The organism is Flavobacteriales bacterium, from assembly GCA_025210805.1.
Lineage (GTDB): Bacteria > Bacteroidota > Bacteroidia > Flavobacteriales > CAJXXR01 > JAOAQX01.
This window is the reverse complement of sequence record JAOAQX010000007.1, coordinates 90,960-109,022: the sequence shown is the minus strand read 5'-3', so window position 1 is coordinate 109,022 and position 18,063 is coordinate 90,960. Positions and strand designations below refer to the sequence as shown.

Below are 18,063 nucleotides of genomic sequence, written 5' to 3'. Positions count from 1 at the left end.
AAGATAACCATAAGCACAAAATTATAGTGATTTCTTATCTAGAATAAGTTTCCTTATTTTGATAAGATTATATAGATTTAGATTTCAAAATGAATTAAGGTGATTGCAGAAAAATTAGAAACTTATATAAAAGAGAATAGCATTGGTAGCTCAAGGTCACGATCACGTATGATTACGATAAAATCTACCCATGATACACGAGATAAAAATGGGAAAATAGTGGAAGTTTTTTCTTCAAATTTTAGAAAGGTATATACCGTAATGATCAAAGGACTTCATCATGGAGATATTGAAACATCTTGCAGTTGTCCTTATAATTATGAAGGTATTTGCAAGCATATTGTTTCAGTCTCTAATCATCTTATTGAAATTCTACCTAGAGAGCCTATTGAGTTTGATAAATTAAAATGGAATCAGTTTTCTATTGAAAGTATTATCCGATTTGGCTTCAGGCAACTTAAATATGAAAATGACTTTAATAGATATGGTGCTATAGGAAGTTTGAATATAGATAATACAGTTTGTGATGAAGAATGTAAAGATTACTCAATTTTTATCAAGTGTTCTGATAGTGAGGTAACTAATGAGGTTCAGGTTAAAATTACTGATAAAATGATTCGGATGCGTTGTGATTGTAATTTAGAATTCAAAACAAAAAATACGGTACGCACCAATGTTTGTCATCACATGGAATTTAGCATTATTGAGCTTGCCAATAATCATCAAGATATTTTCATGAATCACCCTGCAATACTTGGGGTTTATAATCTAAAAGACGCCCCAGAACAATTAAAAAATAAGGCTCAATTGTTTTTTGAACCAAATACAGGGTTTAATTTAAAAATTGACAATCCTGATATTTTTGTTTTCGATGAACAAAATGATTTTTTTGTGGAAATTGAGGCAAACCGTCATGGAGTATACTCATTACATAAGCATAGCAATAAAGATCTGAATAAAAATAGGTTGTCAATAATGTTTCCTGAGGAAAATGAGCTTTCCATTAAAGGTCAGAAATTAGCAATTTTAATGGTTTTGGATTATGACGATATTATATTTCATTCAATCATTGGAAGGGTGAAAAAAAATGTCGATGAGTTTAGCGGGAAAATATCCGTTGTTTCGTCTTATGATTTAAAGAAAATCACCGATCTTGAGCCTGAGAGAATGAATTTGTATCAGAGTTTAAAAGAAATAAATGATATTCCATCTGATGTCGAATCTCTACCAGAATACTATAATTTTTGGAAATCAAATTGGTCTAAAATTGTTGAGGAAGATTGCTTTATAAAAGAATTAAGTGATAAACTCAACAGGAAAAGTATTGTTAAAATAGCCATCAATCCTCAGCTTATAAAAATTGTACAAAATGTGTATCAAAAAGAATATCTTATTGATATAAACTACAAACTAAAACTAGGAAAAAGCACGATTGCAATACCTCATGCCCGTGACTGTATCTTTCAAAAAGGACTCTTTTTGTATGAGCAGCAACTTTACCTATTTGAATCTCTTGAAGCTTACGAGCTGTTTTTAAATGTTCTAGAACAACCTCATAGAAAGTTTCATATAAAAGATAAAACCAAAGTATATGAACACTTTTTAAAGCCTACCGAAAGTTTCTCAGAGATTAATTACAACCAAAAATTTAAAGAAAAATCAACGTTATTTGATTATCAAAATGCTAAAAAGCAACTTTATATAAGTCAATATAAAGACCAAGTTCTTTTAAAGCCCGTACTTCATTCAGACACCTTGAGTATTGATCTTTTATCTGATGAAAAATTTCTCTTTACAGAGGATCAAACAATCAAAAGAAATAAAACCAAAGAAAAGGTATTTACAAAAGAATATATCACGAAGTTTCCTCAGCTAAAAAACGCTCAAAAATCGGAGTTTTTTCATTTAAACTCCAAAGCATTTATCGAAAATTACTTTTTCCTTGATTTGATAGAGCATTTTACCGAAAAGGGCATTGAAGTTTTTGGTATAGATGAATTGGAGAACTTTAACTTTAAGCCTTCAAGACCTTCAATTAGCTGGAACATTTCTTCCCAAATAGATTGGTTTGATATAGAATTAGGAATTGAGTTTGATGGAGAAGAAATCCCACTAAAAGAAATACAAAAAGCGATAAAAAATGGACAGGAATACGTTCTGCTTAGCGATGGTAAAAAAGGAATTCTCCCACTTGAATGGCTAGAGAAATTTAGAGCCGTTTTTAGAAATGGAACCATTAAAAAAGACAAATTAGAAATTTCTAAACTGCATTTTTCGGTACTCGATCAATTATTTGAGACCTTAGATGTTTCTAAAGAAATCAAAGCATATAAAAGAAAAACCCAAAAATTATTACAAAATTTTGATCATTTAAAACCTGTAACTCCTCCAAAAGAGATTCTAGCAGAACTAAGAGATTATCAACAAGCAGGGCTGAATTGGCTCAATTTTCTTGATGATTTCCAGTTTGGAGGTTGTTTAGCAGATGATATGGGACTTGGGAAAACACTGCAAATGATTACCTTTATCCAAACTCTGAAAACGAAGCGTAAAAACATAAAGCCTCATCTAATCATTGTACCTACTTCATTGGTTTATAACTGGGGAGCAGAAATTGAAAAATTTTGCCCAAGCCTAAAAGTTCTAATGCATTTTGGATTAAAAAGGCAAAAAGACACTCAGGATTTCAGTCAATACGATCTCATTATTTCTACCTATGGAACTGTTATCAATGATGTACCATTCCTAAAGAAATACCTTTTTGAATATATTATAATTGATGAATCTCAAGCCATAAAAAATCCCCTTTCTAAAAGATACAAAGCAGTTAGGTTATTAAAAGCAAAGAACCGCATTGCTCTTACGGGTACACCCATTGAAAATAGTTTAATGGATCTATATGCACAAATGAGTTTTGTAAATCCAGGCTTACTACAGTCCACAAAAGCTTTTAAAGATAACTATCTTAACCCTATTGAAAAAGAACAAAACGCCAATGCACAGAATGATTTAAAAACGATGATTCACCCGTTTTTGTTAAGAAGAACAAAAGAGCAAGTAGCAAAAGATTTACCCGAAAAAACAGAACAAATTCTCTATTGCTCAATGGGTAAAAAGCAAGAGGCAATTTACAAAAGAAACCTTTCAGAAGCAAAAAAAAGTATTTTATCGGAGGTAGAAAAACAAGGAGTTGGGAAATCAAAATTGATGGTTTTGGAAGCACTCACAAAATTGAGACAAATTTGTAATTCCCCCCAACTGGTAAAAGAATCTGAAGCGGAATCTGTAAAAATAGAGGAGCTCATCACGGCAATTCAAGAAAAAACAGGGAAACACAAGATTTTGATTTTTTCACAATTTGTAAAAATGCTTCACCTTATTGAAAATAGATTACAAAACTTAAATATTTCTTACTCTTACCTAGATGGGAAAACAAAAAACAGGCAAGAAATTGTAGATAAATTTCAAGAAGACGATACACAAAGAGTCTTCCTCATTAGTTTAAAAGCTGGGGGAACAGGTCTTAATTTAACAGCTGCAGATTATGTTTATATTGTAGATCCTTGGTGGAATCCTGCGGTAGAAAACCAAGCAATTGATCGAACTTATAGAATAGGACAAGAAAAAAATGTAACGGCTTATCGAATGATATGCAAAAACACCATTGAAGAAAAAATCATAAAATTACAAGAGAGAAAAAAGAGCCTCGCTCAAGATTTTACACAGATAGAGGAAAGCTTTGCTAAGCAATTGAGCAAAGATGATATTGTCGATTTGTTTAGTTAAAACAAGCGATTAAATCCCTACCTTTGTTCTTTCAATCCGAAAGCACACTTTTTAAGGTTTTTGTGCTTTTATCAAAAAAATAAATTCCTTCAAGAGACATGCAAATTCCTTTGTATTTATGGGTAATTCTGGCGATTCTTGTCAATTTGATTTTCATTTTGATAGGTCTTCTTGTAAAAAAGAATAAACAAATAAAACAGCTTTCTGAGTCCAAACAATCAGCAGAGTTAGCGGTTTTGAGTGCTCAAAAAGAACTCCAAGATGTCCAGCAGAATTTAAAAAACTTGGAGTACAGTATGGGGTTGGAAGCAAAACATCTTAACGAAAAATTAGAACAATTTTCTTTTGAAAATAAGAACCTTAGAGAAATAAATGCCCATTTGGAAAAAAATAGGAATGAACTAGATATAGCCTTCCAAACCCTCCAAAACAAACAAAAAGATCTATTGGTTCAAAGAGAAGCACTGCAAAAACAAATGCAGAATCACTTTGAGAATATTGCACAAAAAATCTTTAAAGAAAGAGAAAAAGATTGGAAAGAAGATAATTTTGGATCTTTTCAGAAAATGATACAACCCTTTAATGAGAAGCTTCAGGCTTTTGAAAAAAATGTTACCACACAAAGGGTAGAACAAAATAAACTGAGTGGCGAACTCAAAGGCGAACTCAATAAATTGATGCAACTCAATCAAGATATTTCTAAAGAAGCAAAACAATTAACTTCTGCTTTAAAAGGAGATAATAAACTGCAAGGAAATTGGGGCGAATATCAGCTAGAAACACTACTTCAAGGTGCGGGCTTGCATGAAAATACACATTATACAAAGCAAAATAATTTTCTCCATGATGGGGAGCGTAAAATCCCCGATTTTATTCTCAATCTACCCGAAAATAAATGCATTGTATTAGATGCAAAAGTTTCTCTAAAAGCGTATGAAAAATATGTAAATGCAGATACAGAAATAGCACAAAATATTGCTTTAAAAGAACATTTGTTGAGCATTAGAAATCATATTAAAAATTTGAGTTCTAAAAAATACCATTTGATATCGGAACTGAAAACAGTAGATTATACTTTTCTATTTGTGGCGGTTGAACCTGCATTATTTTTAGCAGCCAATGAAGATACCTATCTTTATGATTTTGCATTAAAACATGATATTGTACTTTTGAGCCATTCAACGCTTTTGGCAACTTTAAGGACTATTGCACATATTTGGAAACAGGAAGATCAGCAAAAAAATGCACAAAAAATTGCCGAATATGCTCGCAAAATTTATAACCAAATAGCGGCTTTTGTAGAAGAAATAGAAAAAGCCGAAAGACAGCTCGATGCCCTAAAAAAGACACACCAAGGCATGAGAACAAAACTGAAAGGAAGACAAGGTGTGATTACTCAAATAAACAAAATGCGTGACCTTGGTGTGTCAAACACCAAACCAATAAGCATGCAATACGAAGAAGAATATGATGAAGAAGAACCACAATAATTCATTTGAAACCTATGGGATACACCCTGTTTTGGAAGCCATTAAGGCAAATAAAAAAATAGACAGAGTTTTGATTCAGCAAGGATTGAAAGGAGACTCGTTTAAAGTACTTTTTGACCTCATTCAAGAAAGGAAAATCCCTTTCCAAATGGTGCCTATTCAGAAACTTAATAAGCTCACAAAAAATAATCATCAAGGAGTATTTGCATATCTATCTTTGATAGAATACATGGAAACCTCAGATTTGATTATGAAAATTGATGAAGAAGAAAAAAATCCGTTGATTCTCATTCTAGATCGAGTTTCTGATGTTAGAAATATTGGAGCCATTGCTCGTTCTGCCGAATGTGCTGGAGCTCAAGGGATCATTATTACCGCAAAAGGAAGTGCTAGAATCAATTCAGAAGCCATAAAGGCTTCTGCTGGAGCTTTACACAGAATTCCTATCTGCAAGGAGACCAACCTAAAAAATGTTATCAAAATGTTGCAAACGAGTGATATACGTGTGGTAGCCTGTACAGAGAAAACGGAATCTAAAATGTATGATGCCGATTTTACGCAGCCTACTGCAATCATTATGGGTAGCGAAGGAGAGGGAATTCACCCAGCAGTGTTAAATGCTTGCGATGATCGTGTAGCAATTCCAATGAAGGGTCATACAGAATCTTTAAACGTATCTGTTGCAGCAGGAATAGTTTTATATGAAGCTGTTAGACAAAGAATTTAACTTCATTTGTAAAAGTTTTTTGTTACATTTGGACTAGGTGTTAATAACGGGTCAGTATTTGGAGTTTCAAAAGAGATTTTGAATGCTGACTTTTTTTGAAGAGAAGAAGTCTTTTTACTTGTTTCTTCAAAAGTAAATGATAGAAAAAATGAAAAAACTTTTTACCCTTAGTTTCGTACTATTCCTTGCATTTCAGGTAAATGCCCAAATCAAAATAGGTGTAAAGGCAGGAGTCCTTACAAGCTCATTTGATTTTTCCAACGTATCTTCAGAAATTACAGAAATTAGAGATGGTAGTACCAAATTAGGTTATCATTTCGGAGCAATTTTAAGAATAGGAGATGAACGATTTCTAGAAATCTCTCCTTCCATCGTAAATTACAAAACAGAATTTAGCTTAAAGACAAGCTCATTAATAGAAGCTGTAGCCACACAACAACAATATGCATTGGATATACCCGTAAATGTAGGATTTAAAGCCCTTGGTTTTATAGATTTATTTGCAGGACCAAGATTTTCGATAAATTTGAGAGATAAACTGAGTATTTCTAGTGTGCTAGAAGAGGTGGAACAAGAGTATAAAACGGCATCAATAGGGCTTCAAGCAGGAGTTGGTATAAGAATTGCTAAGTTTATGGTAGATGTAAGGTATAATGACTCGATTTCTAAAATTGCCGATCAAATTACCATCGGAGATGCTAACTGGAAAGCCGAAGCTCGTGCCACATCTGTTCAAGGATCAATCACTTTATTCTTTTAAATTATGAACAAAAAAATACTCATTATTGCTCTATGTTCTTTTGGAGCTCTTGGATTCTCTAGTTGTACCACAACTGAGGTTTCTGAAACTAAAACAAACACAGTTTCAAAAGCGCAAGAAAGTAGTGTTGACAAAGAAGTTGAAAGTACTCAAAGTCGCTCTATACCAGCTAAGCGAACGTCAGTAGATGCAAATGGAAATCCGCTACCAACAAGATAAGCTTTATTCCAATTTCTCTAAAGTGTACTGATTTAAGACTTTTAGAGATTTTGTATTAGAATCCGAATTTGGGATCTTTTTTCTAATGAGAAAAGATCCTTTTTTTCTGCTAATACTATTAAAATGGTATCTATATAGATAGGTATGTAGCATCCAGTGATTCCATAGATTTGGCTCTATTCTAATGGTTTGATGGCTGCCCACTTGATCATTGATTGCCCGAATATCTTCCAAAAGTTGATGGTCTCTTCCATCTTTACCAAATCTTTGTGTCATGATTCCAACGGATGTCACCATGAGTAGTAAGCCAAAACCCGCTGCCCATTTTTGAAATTTAATATGCTGCCACTTTCCATGTAATCTTAACTGGAATTTCTCTTGAAGAATTATTGCCAAGCCCAAGACTGTAAACCCATACACGGGAATAATATAAAATGAGCTTTGAACTGGACTAAAGCAAATAGGAATAACTCCAGAAATTCCAATTGCGATAAGCGACCACCCTTTTCTAATAGCAATAGAAGGTTTATTTATTTTGAATTTTGCATGAGTTATCCAGATAATGAGAGCTATAATTAATGGAGTAATGAGGTTGTTAAAATATTTTTTAAAAATCGTTAGCGGAAAAATACTTTGTTCCGTACCTACGCCTCTTCTTAATACCTGTTTGTCAAAATAACGGAATAAAGATTCTCCTAATTCATCAATAAAATAAACAAATATTCCAAGGAAGAAAATTGCCGACACCAATATTAATACAGTAGAAAAAAACATTTGTTTAAACTTAAAACCTCTGTTAAACAACCACCAAAAGAAGGGGATTCCTAAACTGAAAAAGGCAAAAACGCCTTTGGATAAAGAAGCAAATAGAAAGAATATCCCAGCAAATACAAGATAGCCTATTTTTTGTTTGTCAATATATTTTAAAAAAGCCCATAAGTATGACAAAATGAATAGAGTAACTGTGTTTTCTAGCATATTGTTGGTGGCAGACCAAAAAATACTTTCGATAGTAATATACATCAATAAGGGTAACCAAGCATTTGTTTTATCTTGGGTAAGCAAAGTCCAGATATTTTTAATAAGAAAACCAGAAAACAGCACCGTAAAAATAGAATAGAGCTTATCTACCCACCAGTGATCACCAAATAATCGATAAGTAAATGATTGTAAAAATATGGCAAATGGCGGATGTTCTACAAAAGGAGTTAAAAAAGTCTCCGTCATATATGGTTTGCCCAAAGTTCCTAAGTCCAATGCAAGGTTTCTAGCAACGACAGCGTAAATGGCTCCATCCATAAACATACCTTGTGTAGTTGCCAGTGGAGCAATGAGAATTAAGAATAACCCTAAAACTAAGAGAAGCATTCTATTGCTAGAATTAGAAATTATAAGCATACAGATCTACGATTATTGAGTGTATTAAATTAATTTACAAATACGAGAGAGGTTGAACCCAATCAATTCTATACCCGAAATTAGACTTAATAATTAAAAAACTAGTGGTCAAAATCATTTTTTTTCGTTACTTTGTACTACTTGCTCAAATAGTAAGAGCATTAAACAAAACAAGATCATGACAAAAAAAATTATTTCTGTAGGTTTAGTTATTTTATTCGTTTTAGCTGTTGAATCATGTACAGCCTCTAAACAAACATGTCCAGGAGTAGCTGATGCTCCGCAAGTTTCCACAGAAAAAGTAGGATAAATCCATTCGTATTATGAAAATTAACAAAAAAATACTTTTTGGAGGTATATTCATTTTAGCAATAAGTCTTCAATCCTGTTGTATCACAGATTCTTGTCCTGGAGTTACTAAGGTTGAGAAAAAAGTAGAACAACAAAAAATGGACTGCTAGTTGTTTTTTAAACGGCAAACTCCAGAGTCCAGTTTTAACTGGAAAACATTAAGTACTTCTTCTTTTGATCAAATGAGAGATCAAGGAAGGAGTTTTGTTGTGTTTAAACACAGCATTAGATGTTATACAAGTTCTTGGGTAAAAAAAGAATTTGAAAAGCTTCATGCTGAATCAGAAAAAGATCTTTTCCTTGTTTCAGTAATTGAGGAAAGACCTCTATCTAACCATATCTCCACCCAAACAGGAGTTCGTCATGAATCTCCTCAAATTCTCATTTTCGAAAATGGTGAGTGCATTGCTCATGATAGCCATAGCCACATTCTTGATATCACTTTTTAGTGATTTTTTTTAAAAAATCGAATTCTGTCACGATTGGCTTATTCACTAATCTATATTTCTGATTTAGCACACTCGCATTAAGAAAATGAATGCCATGTTTTATAATTTCTCCGCACGATTCGTGAATATGTCCAAATGCATGAATTCTTGGTTTTACCCTTTGAACGATGGTGTCTAATAAGTTTTCGCACCCAACATGTCTTTTATCATGCGTCATGTCTAAAATGGAGTATGGAGGACCATGTGTTAAAAGTATATCAACATCATTGGGAATTAAGTCCCAATGATGTTGAATTTTTAAACCTCTTTCTCTATTGAAATACCAATTGAAGAAGGCTGGAGTAATAGGAGAGCCCCATATTTTTATACCTTCTATTTCTGTACCTGAATCATTTAAATAAATCACATTAAATGGAATTTTATTTTTGATAAAATTCTGATCATTTCTTTCAAAATATCCATCATGATTACCTGCTATAAAAATCTTGTATTTAAATGGTTGTTCTGAAAACCAATCGATAAAGTCTAATACTTCCTCTTCTTCTCCAAGAGAAGAAATGTCACCTGTGTGAATCAAGAGATCCCCTTTTGGCAATCGGACTTCGTGATGTTTTCCATGTGTATCAGAAATGAAAACTATTTTCATTGAAAGTAATTACAAGTTTAGTATGTATTCCAGTTGTTCTTTACCTGTTCTACCATTGTATTTTTTCATAGATCTATTCCACCAAGAACAAGTTGGGTGTACAGTTTCATAAATAATACTATCAAATTTTGAAGGTATATTTCCAATTTCACCAGAATGAAATACTTGATGAAAGCCTTGTCTAGCTTTCGAGCTAAGGAAAATAATTTTGTCTGGGTTTAATACTGAATATAAATTGAGCAAATGCTCAAAAGCATACAATTTTTCTTCCCAAGATGGGGAAATACTTCCGCCAGGAGTTTCAGCTGGTCTTAAGAAATAGTTATAAAAAGCAGTGTGTTCTAATGCTTTATTATAATCTCCCAACTCAAATACATTTCCAAACACATTTCCATAGTTGCGATACATAGAGTGTGACTTATAGCTATGACCAGAATTGATTACATCTCGTTCAATTATTTGGCGGGTATTTAAATAATCTTTATCGTCTTGTGTGAAATCATAATCTTTTAGGAAGTTTTTATACCATTCCATTCCAGGAATAAACTCTTTTGGTAAATAATGGCTTTCACCCACAAAAAGCACTTGACTATTTGCTTTTTCGAAATTCTTACCAATAAATGGTTTAAGAATCGGATACTGTTTGTAGATTTTTAGTTTTTCTAATTTTTGTTCCATTTCGGTTATTGTTATAAAGTGAATAAATCGGTTATTCCATTCTTTGAGGAATGAATTGTTTCTTTTCTTAGTCATTTTTGTAATTGATATCTATCAAAAATTTATAACGATCTTTTTGTACTCGGTATTCTATTTGCTGAGTTTTCATATTGGTTCCATGTATTTCAGCTTTACACTGACACTCCCTCAAGTCCTTGTTGATACCAATGGTATAAATAGATTTGATAGAAATGGAGGAGGTGTTTATATCTCTTTTTGCTTGCTGTACATATTTATCATGTTTTGAGTAATACATAGAATTGTATGAAGCTTTCTTTAAATCTTGATATACAATTTTTAAGTCATTTTCTATTAGAGACTCAAATCCATGACCTCTAAACATTGAGTAATTAATACCTTCATACAAGCAATAATAGTAAAATGCTTGGTCGGCGATATAATCTTTTTTTATTTGTTCTTTTAAATAATACTGTAAGTCAATATTGTTACACTTTGGGATGTTTTGGCAAGAAAACAATCCAGTCATGATTGTGAATATTGCAATCAAAGGTAAAGAATAATGTTGCACCATAAATATTTTGTTTTTGTTAATTCTGATGCAAATATGAGATATAGCATGCTCAAAAAGTGAGCATGGTTATTAATGATATAAATTTTCCATTTTTTTTATCTCATTCTTCATTCTCTCTTTTAATTCAGTGGGTGCAATAACATAAATATTCTTGCCATATTTTAAGAGGTATTGCATTAGTTCAAAATTCGTGTGCACTTCAATTTCTATTATGGTTCCGTTATTGATTTCTTCGATGACTTGTTGTGTTCTATGAAAAGGTTGATTATTGAAATAATTCATTTGATATTTATCTACCCACAGTCTAACCTTTTCAATAGGATCAATAGTATTACAACCAATACAATTGTAATAGAAATTGGGAGTAATATTTCCTGAAGGAATAAAAGATTTTGTAGAGAGTTTTATATTTTTCATTCTATCAAGAGCCAAAGAATGACCTCTTTGTGTTTTATTTTCAACAATTAGGTACCATCTAGAGTCAAATTCTCTAAAGAACAATGGTTTGAATTTATCGTCTTTTTGCTCTATACCATCATAATTTATGTAATCTATTACCAATTCTTTTTGCTTTTTAATGGCTTCGAGAATTATTGACATTTTTTCTAATCCATTATCTTCCACTCTATTTCCGTAGTCAAACAGAACATTTGAAGAATTTTTATGTTCTAATAGTTTATTAAAATTTAAAAATTCTAAGGTTTTAAAGAGTTTAATACCATGTTCAGATTGTGAATAGTCTATTTCATAATACCTATTCTTATTAGCAACCATGATTCCAAAGTCTCGTAAACATTCTAGATCCCGGGAAAGAGTGGCATCAGAATAAGACGAAGTAAAAGAATCCATGTAAAATTCATCACGTATTCTCTTCAACACTTCTTTCCTAGAATAGAGTTTATTACTCATTAATAATTGAAATAAACGAATACGTCTTTTAAGTTGCTTCATATTTTTGAAACTTATTTTTCAATATTAAATAAAGTAGTATTATTTCTTCTTCCGCATTCTAAGATTTAGAAACTCCACAAAGAGAGAGAAAGAAATCGCAAAGTAGAGGTATCCTTTAGGTATAACTCCTACATGCGCTCCAAAAAGTTCTAGATTTGCCATGTGGGCAGATTCGGTAATCAGCATAAAACCAATCAAAATCAAAAAGGAAAGACCCAGCATCTGAATAGAAGGGTGTTCGTTTACAAAACGCCCAACTGGACCCGCAAATACCATCATGATAATCATGGAGAGAATGACCGAAATAATCATAACGGGCATCGCTCCTTCCAATCCGTTTGTCATTCCCACAGCAGTAAGAATAGAATCAAAAGAGAATACCACATTTATTAATGCAATTTGCACAATAGCTTGTGTAAGGGTAGATTTAGCCTTTCCATTGGCTTTTTCGGCTTCTTCGCCTTCTAGTTTATGATGAATTTCTTTGGTGCTTTTGTAGATGAGGAATATTCCCCCAGCCAAAAGAATTAAGGCTTGACCTGAAAATCCTCCTTTTGCAAAACTCCAATCTACGGAGAAAAGTGGCTTTTGCATCTGGATAAGAAAAGAGATAAAGAAAAGTAAAATCAAACGGAAAATCATCGCTAAGATCAAACCGATATTTCTGGCTTTGGCTTGTTCTTCTGGCTTTACTTTATTTGCCGCAATGGAAATAAAAATGATATTATCAACTCCCAGTACAATTTCTAAAAAAGTAAGGGTTACAAGGGCACCCCATACTTCGGGGTTGGCTAAAAAGTCTAACATTTTTTAATCTAATTCTTCAATTTTGTCAAATATAGCTACAAGTATTGATTTAGAATAGAGTAAATAGACGAAATTTCTAAATCATTGGGCAATAACAAAATCTCTAAAATTTTCTCTATCGAAATCAAGACCAATAGGAAAATCTACTTTTATGACAATGGAGTTCGAAATGCAATTATAGGAAATTTCAATTAATATGATTGCCTTGCCTTTATTTAGCTTGGAGTCTATTTGTTTCTTTAGATATCTTGAATACATTTTTTAATCTTATTTTCACCAAAAGTTCGTCTTTTTAGTGAATACACTCACTAAAAAGACGTCTTTTTGGTGAATTAAAAGAAGTATCATATTGATTATGAACTTTTTTGCTGATCTCTATAATGAATTTCCAGCGGTTTTATAAAGATTAGTAATCGACATCGAATCAAAATAGGGAATATTCCCTATTTATTTCATTTCGATGAATGGATAGTTTTGCACGATAAATACAATTAAAATTCGCATGAACGCATCTTTAAGGCTGTTTTTAGTATTGTCACTGATTACTAAAATATGCCATGGGCAAGTTGGAATAGGAACCACAAATCCACATCCATCTGCTATTTTAGAAGTAAAAAGTCAGACAAAAGGAATGCTGATTCCTAGGGTGGACAACGAAAACCTTATTCCCAATCCCGCTGAAGGTTTGATGATTTATGATAAGACAGATCAAGCCATTAATTATTATACGGGAAACAAATGGAAGAATACCCAAGGAATTAATTTAGGAAACTGGGATAATGCCGTGCATAAAAATAAGGCAAGCACACCCACTGAGTCTGGGAATTTTGGAATGTTCATGGATTTGAGTTCAGATAATAAAACACTAGTCGTGAGTGCACATGCAGAGAATTCTAGTAAAGGAGCGGTCTATATCTTTGAACTTGAAAACAATTTATGGATTGAAAAACAAAAGATTGTTGCCTCTGATGGTGAAAGTAATGATGGGTTTGGAATTTCGATTAAGATAAGTGCAGATGCTAAAACCTTAATGATTTCTGCTTTTCAAGAAGCATCGGATGAAACGGGTATGGGAAATTCGAGACCAAAATCGGGTGCGGTATATATCTATAAAAAGGAGCAAAATAGTTGGGTTTTCAAACAAAAACTGAAATCAATTACGGCTCGAGAAAATCATTTTTTTGGTTCTAGTTTGGCAATGAATTCCACTGCCAATAAATTGTATATCGGTCGTTCTGGAGAACCTCCTCTCTATGGAGATGTAAATCAAAAAAGGTATAAAGGAATAGTCTATGAATATACCTTAAATGGCTCAAATTATACGCTAACGGATTCTATTATTCCCTCTGTATCTGAGATTGGTGATAAATTTGGAAACGCAATAGTCTTGTCAAGTGATAATCAAACGATGTTTATCAGTTCTTGCGGATTAGATGGATACGAGGATGATATTGGGGCTGTTTATGCTTTTAAGAAAATGGGTAATTCTTGGCAAGAAATCGACAAGATAGTTCCTCAAAATTTGAATAGGAGTGCCTATTTTGGAGTTACTTTAACGACAAATTCGGATGGAAGTCTTTTAGCAGTAGGGAGTCCTTTAAGGCAATTAGGTAATGACTTCTATGCAGGAAGTGTTCATGTCTTTAGAAAGAATCAGAATAATTGGAGTTTAGAAAAAGAAATATACAAGACGAATAATCGCTTTATCGCATTTTTGGGAGTTTCTATAGACTTTAGCAAAGAAGGAAACACCTTAGTACTTAGTGCCCATGGTGTGGCCGATACGGTCTATAATGGCCTAGGGAATTATGAAGAAACTGATGCAATTGGAAATGTTTATGTCTATCAGTATATTGATAACGACTGGAAGAAAACCCGAAAATTTCGTCCTAAACACGCTGAACAATTCACTTATTTTGGATCAAATGTACAAATCACCACGAATAGTGGGATGATTATTATAGGAGCAGGAGGTGATACTTTTAATGAAGATAATTCTCTGTATGGACCTTATCAGTCCTCGGGTTCTATCTATACTTATTACTGACGGAGTTGTAATCAATAAAAATTTTAGTTTTCCCCAAAAAAACAGCACTTAACCAATAATTATATCGGCTTTTGTGCTGTTTTTGTTTGAATTAATACCGTTTACGTTGTTAATTTACCCATATATTTTGTTTCTTTTCGGAGTTTTTCGTTGTAGAACATTCCCGAAAAGCCAGGACAAGCTCAGGAATTCAACGGGGGCTTATTACAGTGAGTAAATTAACACCATAATATAATTGGGAGTTATTGACCAATAAATGATTAATATCGATTTCTTTGAAAATCAGAATGAAAGCATTTTTTAAGACAAAAGGAGTTGTTTATGATTCCTTTTCAGATGATGACTAACTATTTGTTGCTTTTTTCTTTGTAAGGTTCCCTAATATAAAACCAATTTCTACACCGTATAAAAAACGATCTTTATTTATGATTATAGGTGCACCGAAATACATACCTAATACTCTTGTAAATGGGATTTCTAAAGTAGGATTAATAATCATACTCACTGTAGCATATTGCTGTTTTTCATGGGTGTAATTTGTTCCTAGCCAATATAGTCTTCTACGGGAGTGAAATTAATAGCATTGGTAACTTGTGAGTATGCCAAACCACCTTTCAAATTCCAAGCGTAACCTTTTTCTTTATCAAAAAAGTATTTTGTACCTATTGTGGCAAAATAATGGGTATAACGATCATATCCTGAAAAAATCCCAAAGAGCCCAGCGGAGTAATCATCTGGTTTTTCAAGAGCATTTGCACTTGAACCTCTCGTTCCAAAACTAAATGTAAGGTTGTTTGAATTTGTATAGTTTAAACTAAATTTACCACCAAACTGACTACCAAAAGAAAATCCTGTTTGGAAATAAATTTGAGGTTTTTTGTCTTCTTGAGCCTTTGTGCTAAACGTAAACACTAAGGCAATTACTAATATTATATAATTTTTCATAAACGTAAAGTTATATAAAACAAATTGTATAGAGTTTTGATATTGAATATTTTAAAAATTTTAATTTTAATTATAAAAATAGATAATACTATTTAGGATATTATTCGAAGGCATTATGTCGATAAATATTTTTTCTTTTTTCTTCAAAAAAAACAGCACAAAAACCAATAAATATAGCGGCTTTTGTGCTGTTTTTGTTTGTAGAATATTCTGGGTTTATTATAAATTACCCAAAACTGTTTTTACCATATTGGCGATGTCTTTTCCTTCGGCTTTTCCTTTTAGTTGTCCAGATGCCATTCCCATCACTTTTCCCATATCCTGTGGTCCTGCTGCACCCACTTTAGATACGATTTCTTTTACGGCAGTTTCTAATTCTTCTGCGCTCATCTGCTTAGGAAGGTATTCGCTGATGATTGCTGCTTGGTCTAATTCATCTTTAGCAAGATCTTCTCTACCTTGTTCTTGGTAAATAGATGCAGCATCTTTTCTTTGTTTCAGCATTTTAGAAAGTAAAGTGATTTCGGTAGCATCATCCATTTCTTTTCCTTCACCAGAAGTATTAAACTTGAGTATCTCGGCTTTTATAGCTCTAAGAACTGTAAGTTTTACTTGATTTTTTGCTTTCATTGCGGTTTTCATTTCCGCCATCAAATTGTCTTGTAATCCCATATTTATGAATCTTTTGAGTCGTCTTCTAAGTTATATCTTTCCACATTTTCTGCAGATGCATCATGGTTGTCAAGCTTAATGCCTTGCCTTTTGTAGGCAGGAATATTTTCCACTTGTTCCATATTGGCTTGGTCGAGGTTGTTATAATTATACTTTTGTAATCTTTCTCTTCTTTTCCTTGCTCTTTCTATGAGTTCAGCAGAAGTCAAATCACTGGATTCTTGAAAGATTCCGTTTCCTGTATTTTTTTCTTCTATTTTCTCTTCTTTTTCTAGCGTCACAACAGAAGAAGGAGTTTCTTTTGCTTCGATGATTGGTTGAATGGCTTCTTTTGCTTCTTCCACAATTTCTTCTACCAATTTTTCTGCAGCGGCTTTTGTTTCTTGTGTTGTTTCAGTTTGAGGAGTGGGTTTCACAGAAGTATTTTGTTCACCAGCTTCCATAGATTCTTCAAAAGGATCGGTATTTTCGTCGAAATCAAGCTTATGCTTAATCACTTCTCTTTTAATTGTAGGTTGTTTACCGATATCATTTTTTTCTTCAAAACCTGTGGCAATAACTGTTACGGCAATATTGTTTCCAATAGTTTCATCTTCACCTACACCCATGATGATATCGACTTTTCCTTCACCACCTGCTTCTTCTATCAATAGGTCATTGATATATCCTACTTCATCAAATGTAACCTCCTCTTGACCAGACATAATGAGAAGAAGTACATTTTTGGCGCCGAGGATATGGTTATTGTTCAGTAATGGAGAGTGAACGGCTTTTTTCAGGGCTTCTTCTGCACGGTTTTCTCCAGACGCTTCACCTGTTCCCATAATGGCTGTACCACTTTGTTCGAGTACAGTTCTGGCATCATTAAGGTCAATATTCACCTGACATTCTTGGGTAATTACTTCCGAGATTCCCTTAGTGGCATTTGCCAAAATTTCATCTGCTTTGGCGAAAGCCGATTTAAAACCAAGGTTTCCATATATTTCACGGATTTTGTCATTGTTTACCACAATGAGTGTATCCACAAATTCTTTCATTTTGGTAATTCCTTCTTGTGCCTGACGCATCCTTGTAGGACCTTCAAACCTAAAAGGAATTGTTACAATTCCTACTGTAAGAACATTGAGTTCTCTAGCTGTTCTTGCAATAATAGGAGCTGCACCAGTTCCTGTTCCTCCACCCATTCCGGCAGTAATGAAAAGCATTTCGGTTTTCTCTCCCAAAAAGGCTCTAATTTCTTCTAGATTTTCTTTGGCAGATTTTTCTCCAACTTCGGGGTTTGCTCCTGCACCAAGACCCTTGGTAGTGGTTACTCCTAGTTGTATTTTGTTGGGTACGGGGCTATTGTTGAGTGCTTGTTCATCGGTATTACAAACAGCAAAATCAACTCCTTTTGCACCTATGCGGTACATGTGGTTTACGGCATTGGAACCACCTCCTCCTACACCTACTACTTTGATGACTGAGGATTTCCCTTGTGGCAAATCAAATTCTAATATTCCGCTCATATTTTTTGTCTAAACTTTTATTATTCTTCCGAACCTTTGTTGTGAACCAATTAATTGG

19 protein-coding genes are annotated in these 18,063 nt (G+C 33.1%); 9 read left to right on the top strand and 10 right to left on the bottom strand.

Annotated elements, in window-relative coordinates:
* The first annotated feature begins 99 nt into the window (after positions 1-99).
* From N4A45_04390 to N4A45_04370, 5 genes are all read left to right on the top strand, one after another.
* Positions 100-3,786 carry a DEAD/DEAH box helicase gene (locus N4A45_04390; protein MCT4664456.1) on the top strand — a complete coding sequence of 1,229 codons (3,687 nt, stop codon included), beginning with the start codon at positions 100-102 and terminating at the stop codon, positions 3,784-3,786.
* 98 nt (positions 3,787-3,884) lie between these two features.
* Positions 3,885-5,276 carry a DNA recombination protein RmuC gene (gene rmuC / locus N4A45_04385; GenBank protein MCT4664455.1) on the top strand — a complete coding sequence of 464 codons (1,392 nt, stop codon included), beginning with the start codon at positions 3,885-3,887 and terminating at the stop codon, positions 5,274-5,276.
* Positions 5,257-6,003, top strand: coding sequence for a 23S rRNA (guanosine(2251)-2'-O)-methyltransferase RlmB (rlmB, locus tag N4A45_04380; GenBank protein MCT4664454.1), 747 nt, complete (start codon positions 5,257-5,259; stop codon positions 6,001-6,003). Before rmuC ends, rlmB begins: the two co-directional genes overlap by 20 nt.
* A 148-nt stretch (positions 6,004-6,151) precedes the next feature.
* Positions 6,152-6,763: a PorT family protein gene (locus N4A45_04375; GenBank protein MCT4664453.1), complete on the top strand. Its 612-nt coding sequence runs from the start codon at positions 6,152-6,154 to the stop codon at positions 6,761-6,763.
* A 3-nt stretch (positions 6,764-6,766) separates the two neighbouring features.
* Positions 6,767-6,982 (top strand): hypothetical protein, encoded by a 216-nt coding sequence (locus N4A45_04370; GenBank protein MCT4664452.1) that lies wholly within the window; start codon positions 6,767-6,769, stop codon positions 6,980-6,982.
* 3 nt (positions 6,983-6,985) lie between these two features.
* On the opposite strand, the gene N4A45_04365 is transcribed toward N4A45_04370, so the two are convergent.
* Positions 6,986-8,380, bottom strand: coding sequence for a glycosyltransferase family 39 protein (locus tag N4A45_04365; protein MCT4664451.1), 1,395 nt, complete (start codon positions 8,378-8,380; stop codon positions 6,986-6,988).
* Positions 8,381-8,558: 178 nt separating this feature from the next.
* On the opposite strand from N4A45_04365, the gene N4A45_04360 reads away from it, so the two are divergent.
* Genes N4A45_04360 through ytxJ form a run of 3 tightly spaced genes read left to right on the top strand, consistent with a single transcriptional unit; the run spans position 8,559 to position 9,180 of the window.
* Positions 8,559-8,690 carry a hypothetical protein gene (locus N4A45_04360; protein MCT4664450.1) on the top strand — a complete coding sequence of 44 codons (132 nt, stop codon included), beginning with the start codon at positions 8,559-8,561 and terminating at the stop codon, positions 8,688-8,690.
* Positions 8,691-8,703: 13 nt separating this feature from the next.
* Positions 8,704-8,841, top strand: coding sequence for a hypothetical protein (locus N4A45_04355; protein MCT4664449.1), 138 nt, complete (start codon positions 8,704-8,706; stop codon positions 8,839-8,841).
* Positions 8,842-9,180 (top strand): bacillithiol system redox-active protein YtxJ, encoded by a 339-nt coding sequence (gene ytxJ, locus N4A45_04350; protein ID MCT4664448.1) that lies wholly within the window; start codon positions 8,842-8,844, stop codon positions 9,178-9,180.
* On the opposite strand, the gene N4A45_04345 is transcribed toward ytxJ, so the two are convergent.
* The 6 genes from N4A45_04345 to N4A45_04320 all read right to left on the bottom strand — a co-directional run bounded on the left by N4A45_04345 (position 9,170) and on the right by N4A45_04320 (position 13,091).
* The gene (locus tag N4A45_04345; protein MCT4664447.1) at positions 9,170-9,826 is read right to left on the bottom strand and encodes a metallophosphatase domain-containing protein; all 657 of its coding nucleotides are present in this window, start codon (positions 9,824-9,826) and stop codon (positions 9,170-9,172) included. The genes ytxJ and N4A45_04345 overlap by 11 nt on opposite strands.
* 9 nt (positions 9,827-9,835) lie before the next feature.
* On the bottom strand, positions 9,836-10,579 hold the full coding sequence (locus tag N4A45_04340) for a hypothetical protein (protein ID MCT4664446.1): 744 nt from the start codon (positions 10,577-10,579) through the stop codon (positions 9,836-9,838).
* Entirely contained in the window at positions 10,572-11,075 is a 504-nt protein-coding gene (locus tag N4A45_04335) for a hypothetical protein (GenBank protein MCT4664445.1), read from the bottom strand. The genes N4A45_04340 and N4A45_04335 overlap by 8 nt, the downstream gene beginning before the upstream one ends.
* A 69-nt stretch (positions 11,076-11,144) precedes the next feature.
* Positions 11,145-12,026, bottom strand: a complete 882-nt coding sequence (locus tag N4A45_04330; GenBank protein ID MCT4664444.1) for a WYL domain-containing protein — start codon at positions 12,024-12,026, stop codon at positions 11,145-11,147.
* A gap of 39 nt (positions 12,027-12,065) precedes the next feature.
* Entirely contained in the window at positions 12,066-12,833 is a 768-nt protein-coding gene (locus tag N4A45_04325; GenBank protein MCT4664443.1) for a TerC family protein, read from the bottom strand.
* 81 nt (positions 12,834-12,914) lie between these two features.
* On the bottom strand, positions 12,915-13,091 hold the full coding sequence (locus N4A45_04320; GenBank protein ID MCT4664442.1) for a hypothetical protein: 177 nt from the start codon (positions 13,089-13,091) through the stop codon (positions 12,915-12,917).
* A gap of 244 nt (positions 13,092-13,335) precedes the next feature.
* On the opposite strand from N4A45_04320, the gene N4A45_04315 reads away from it, so the two are divergent.
* On the top strand, positions 13,336-14,880 hold the full coding sequence (locus N4A45_04315) for an FG-GAP repeat protein (protein ID MCT4664441.1): 1,545 nt from the start codon (positions 13,336-13,338) through the stop codon (positions 14,878-14,880).
* Positions 14,881-15,423: 543 nt separating this feature from the next.
* Here N4A45_04315 and N4A45_04310 read toward each other — a convergent pair.
* The 3 genes from N4A45_04310 to ftsZ form a co-directional block, all read right to left on the bottom strand.
* The gene (locus N4A45_04310; protein ID MCT4664440.1) at positions 15,424-15,825 is read right to left on the bottom strand and encodes a hypothetical protein; all 402 of its coding nucleotides are present in this window, start codon (positions 15,823-15,825) and stop codon (positions 15,424-15,426) included.
* 219 nt (positions 15,826-16,044) lie between these two features.
* Complete coding sequence (locus N4A45_04305) at positions 16,045-16,497, bottom strand: GatB/YqeY domain-containing protein (protein MCT4664439.1); 453 nt, start codon at positions 16,495-16,497, stop codon at positions 16,045-16,047.
* A 2-nt stretch (positions 16,498-16,499) separates the two neighbouring features.
* A complete protein-coding gene (gene ftsZ, locus N4A45_04300; protein MCT4664438.1) occupies positions 16,500-18,005 on the bottom strand; it encodes a cell division protein FtsZ in 1,506 nt (501 codons plus the stop codon).
* Between the last annotated feature and the right edge of the window lie 58 nt (positions 18,006-18,063).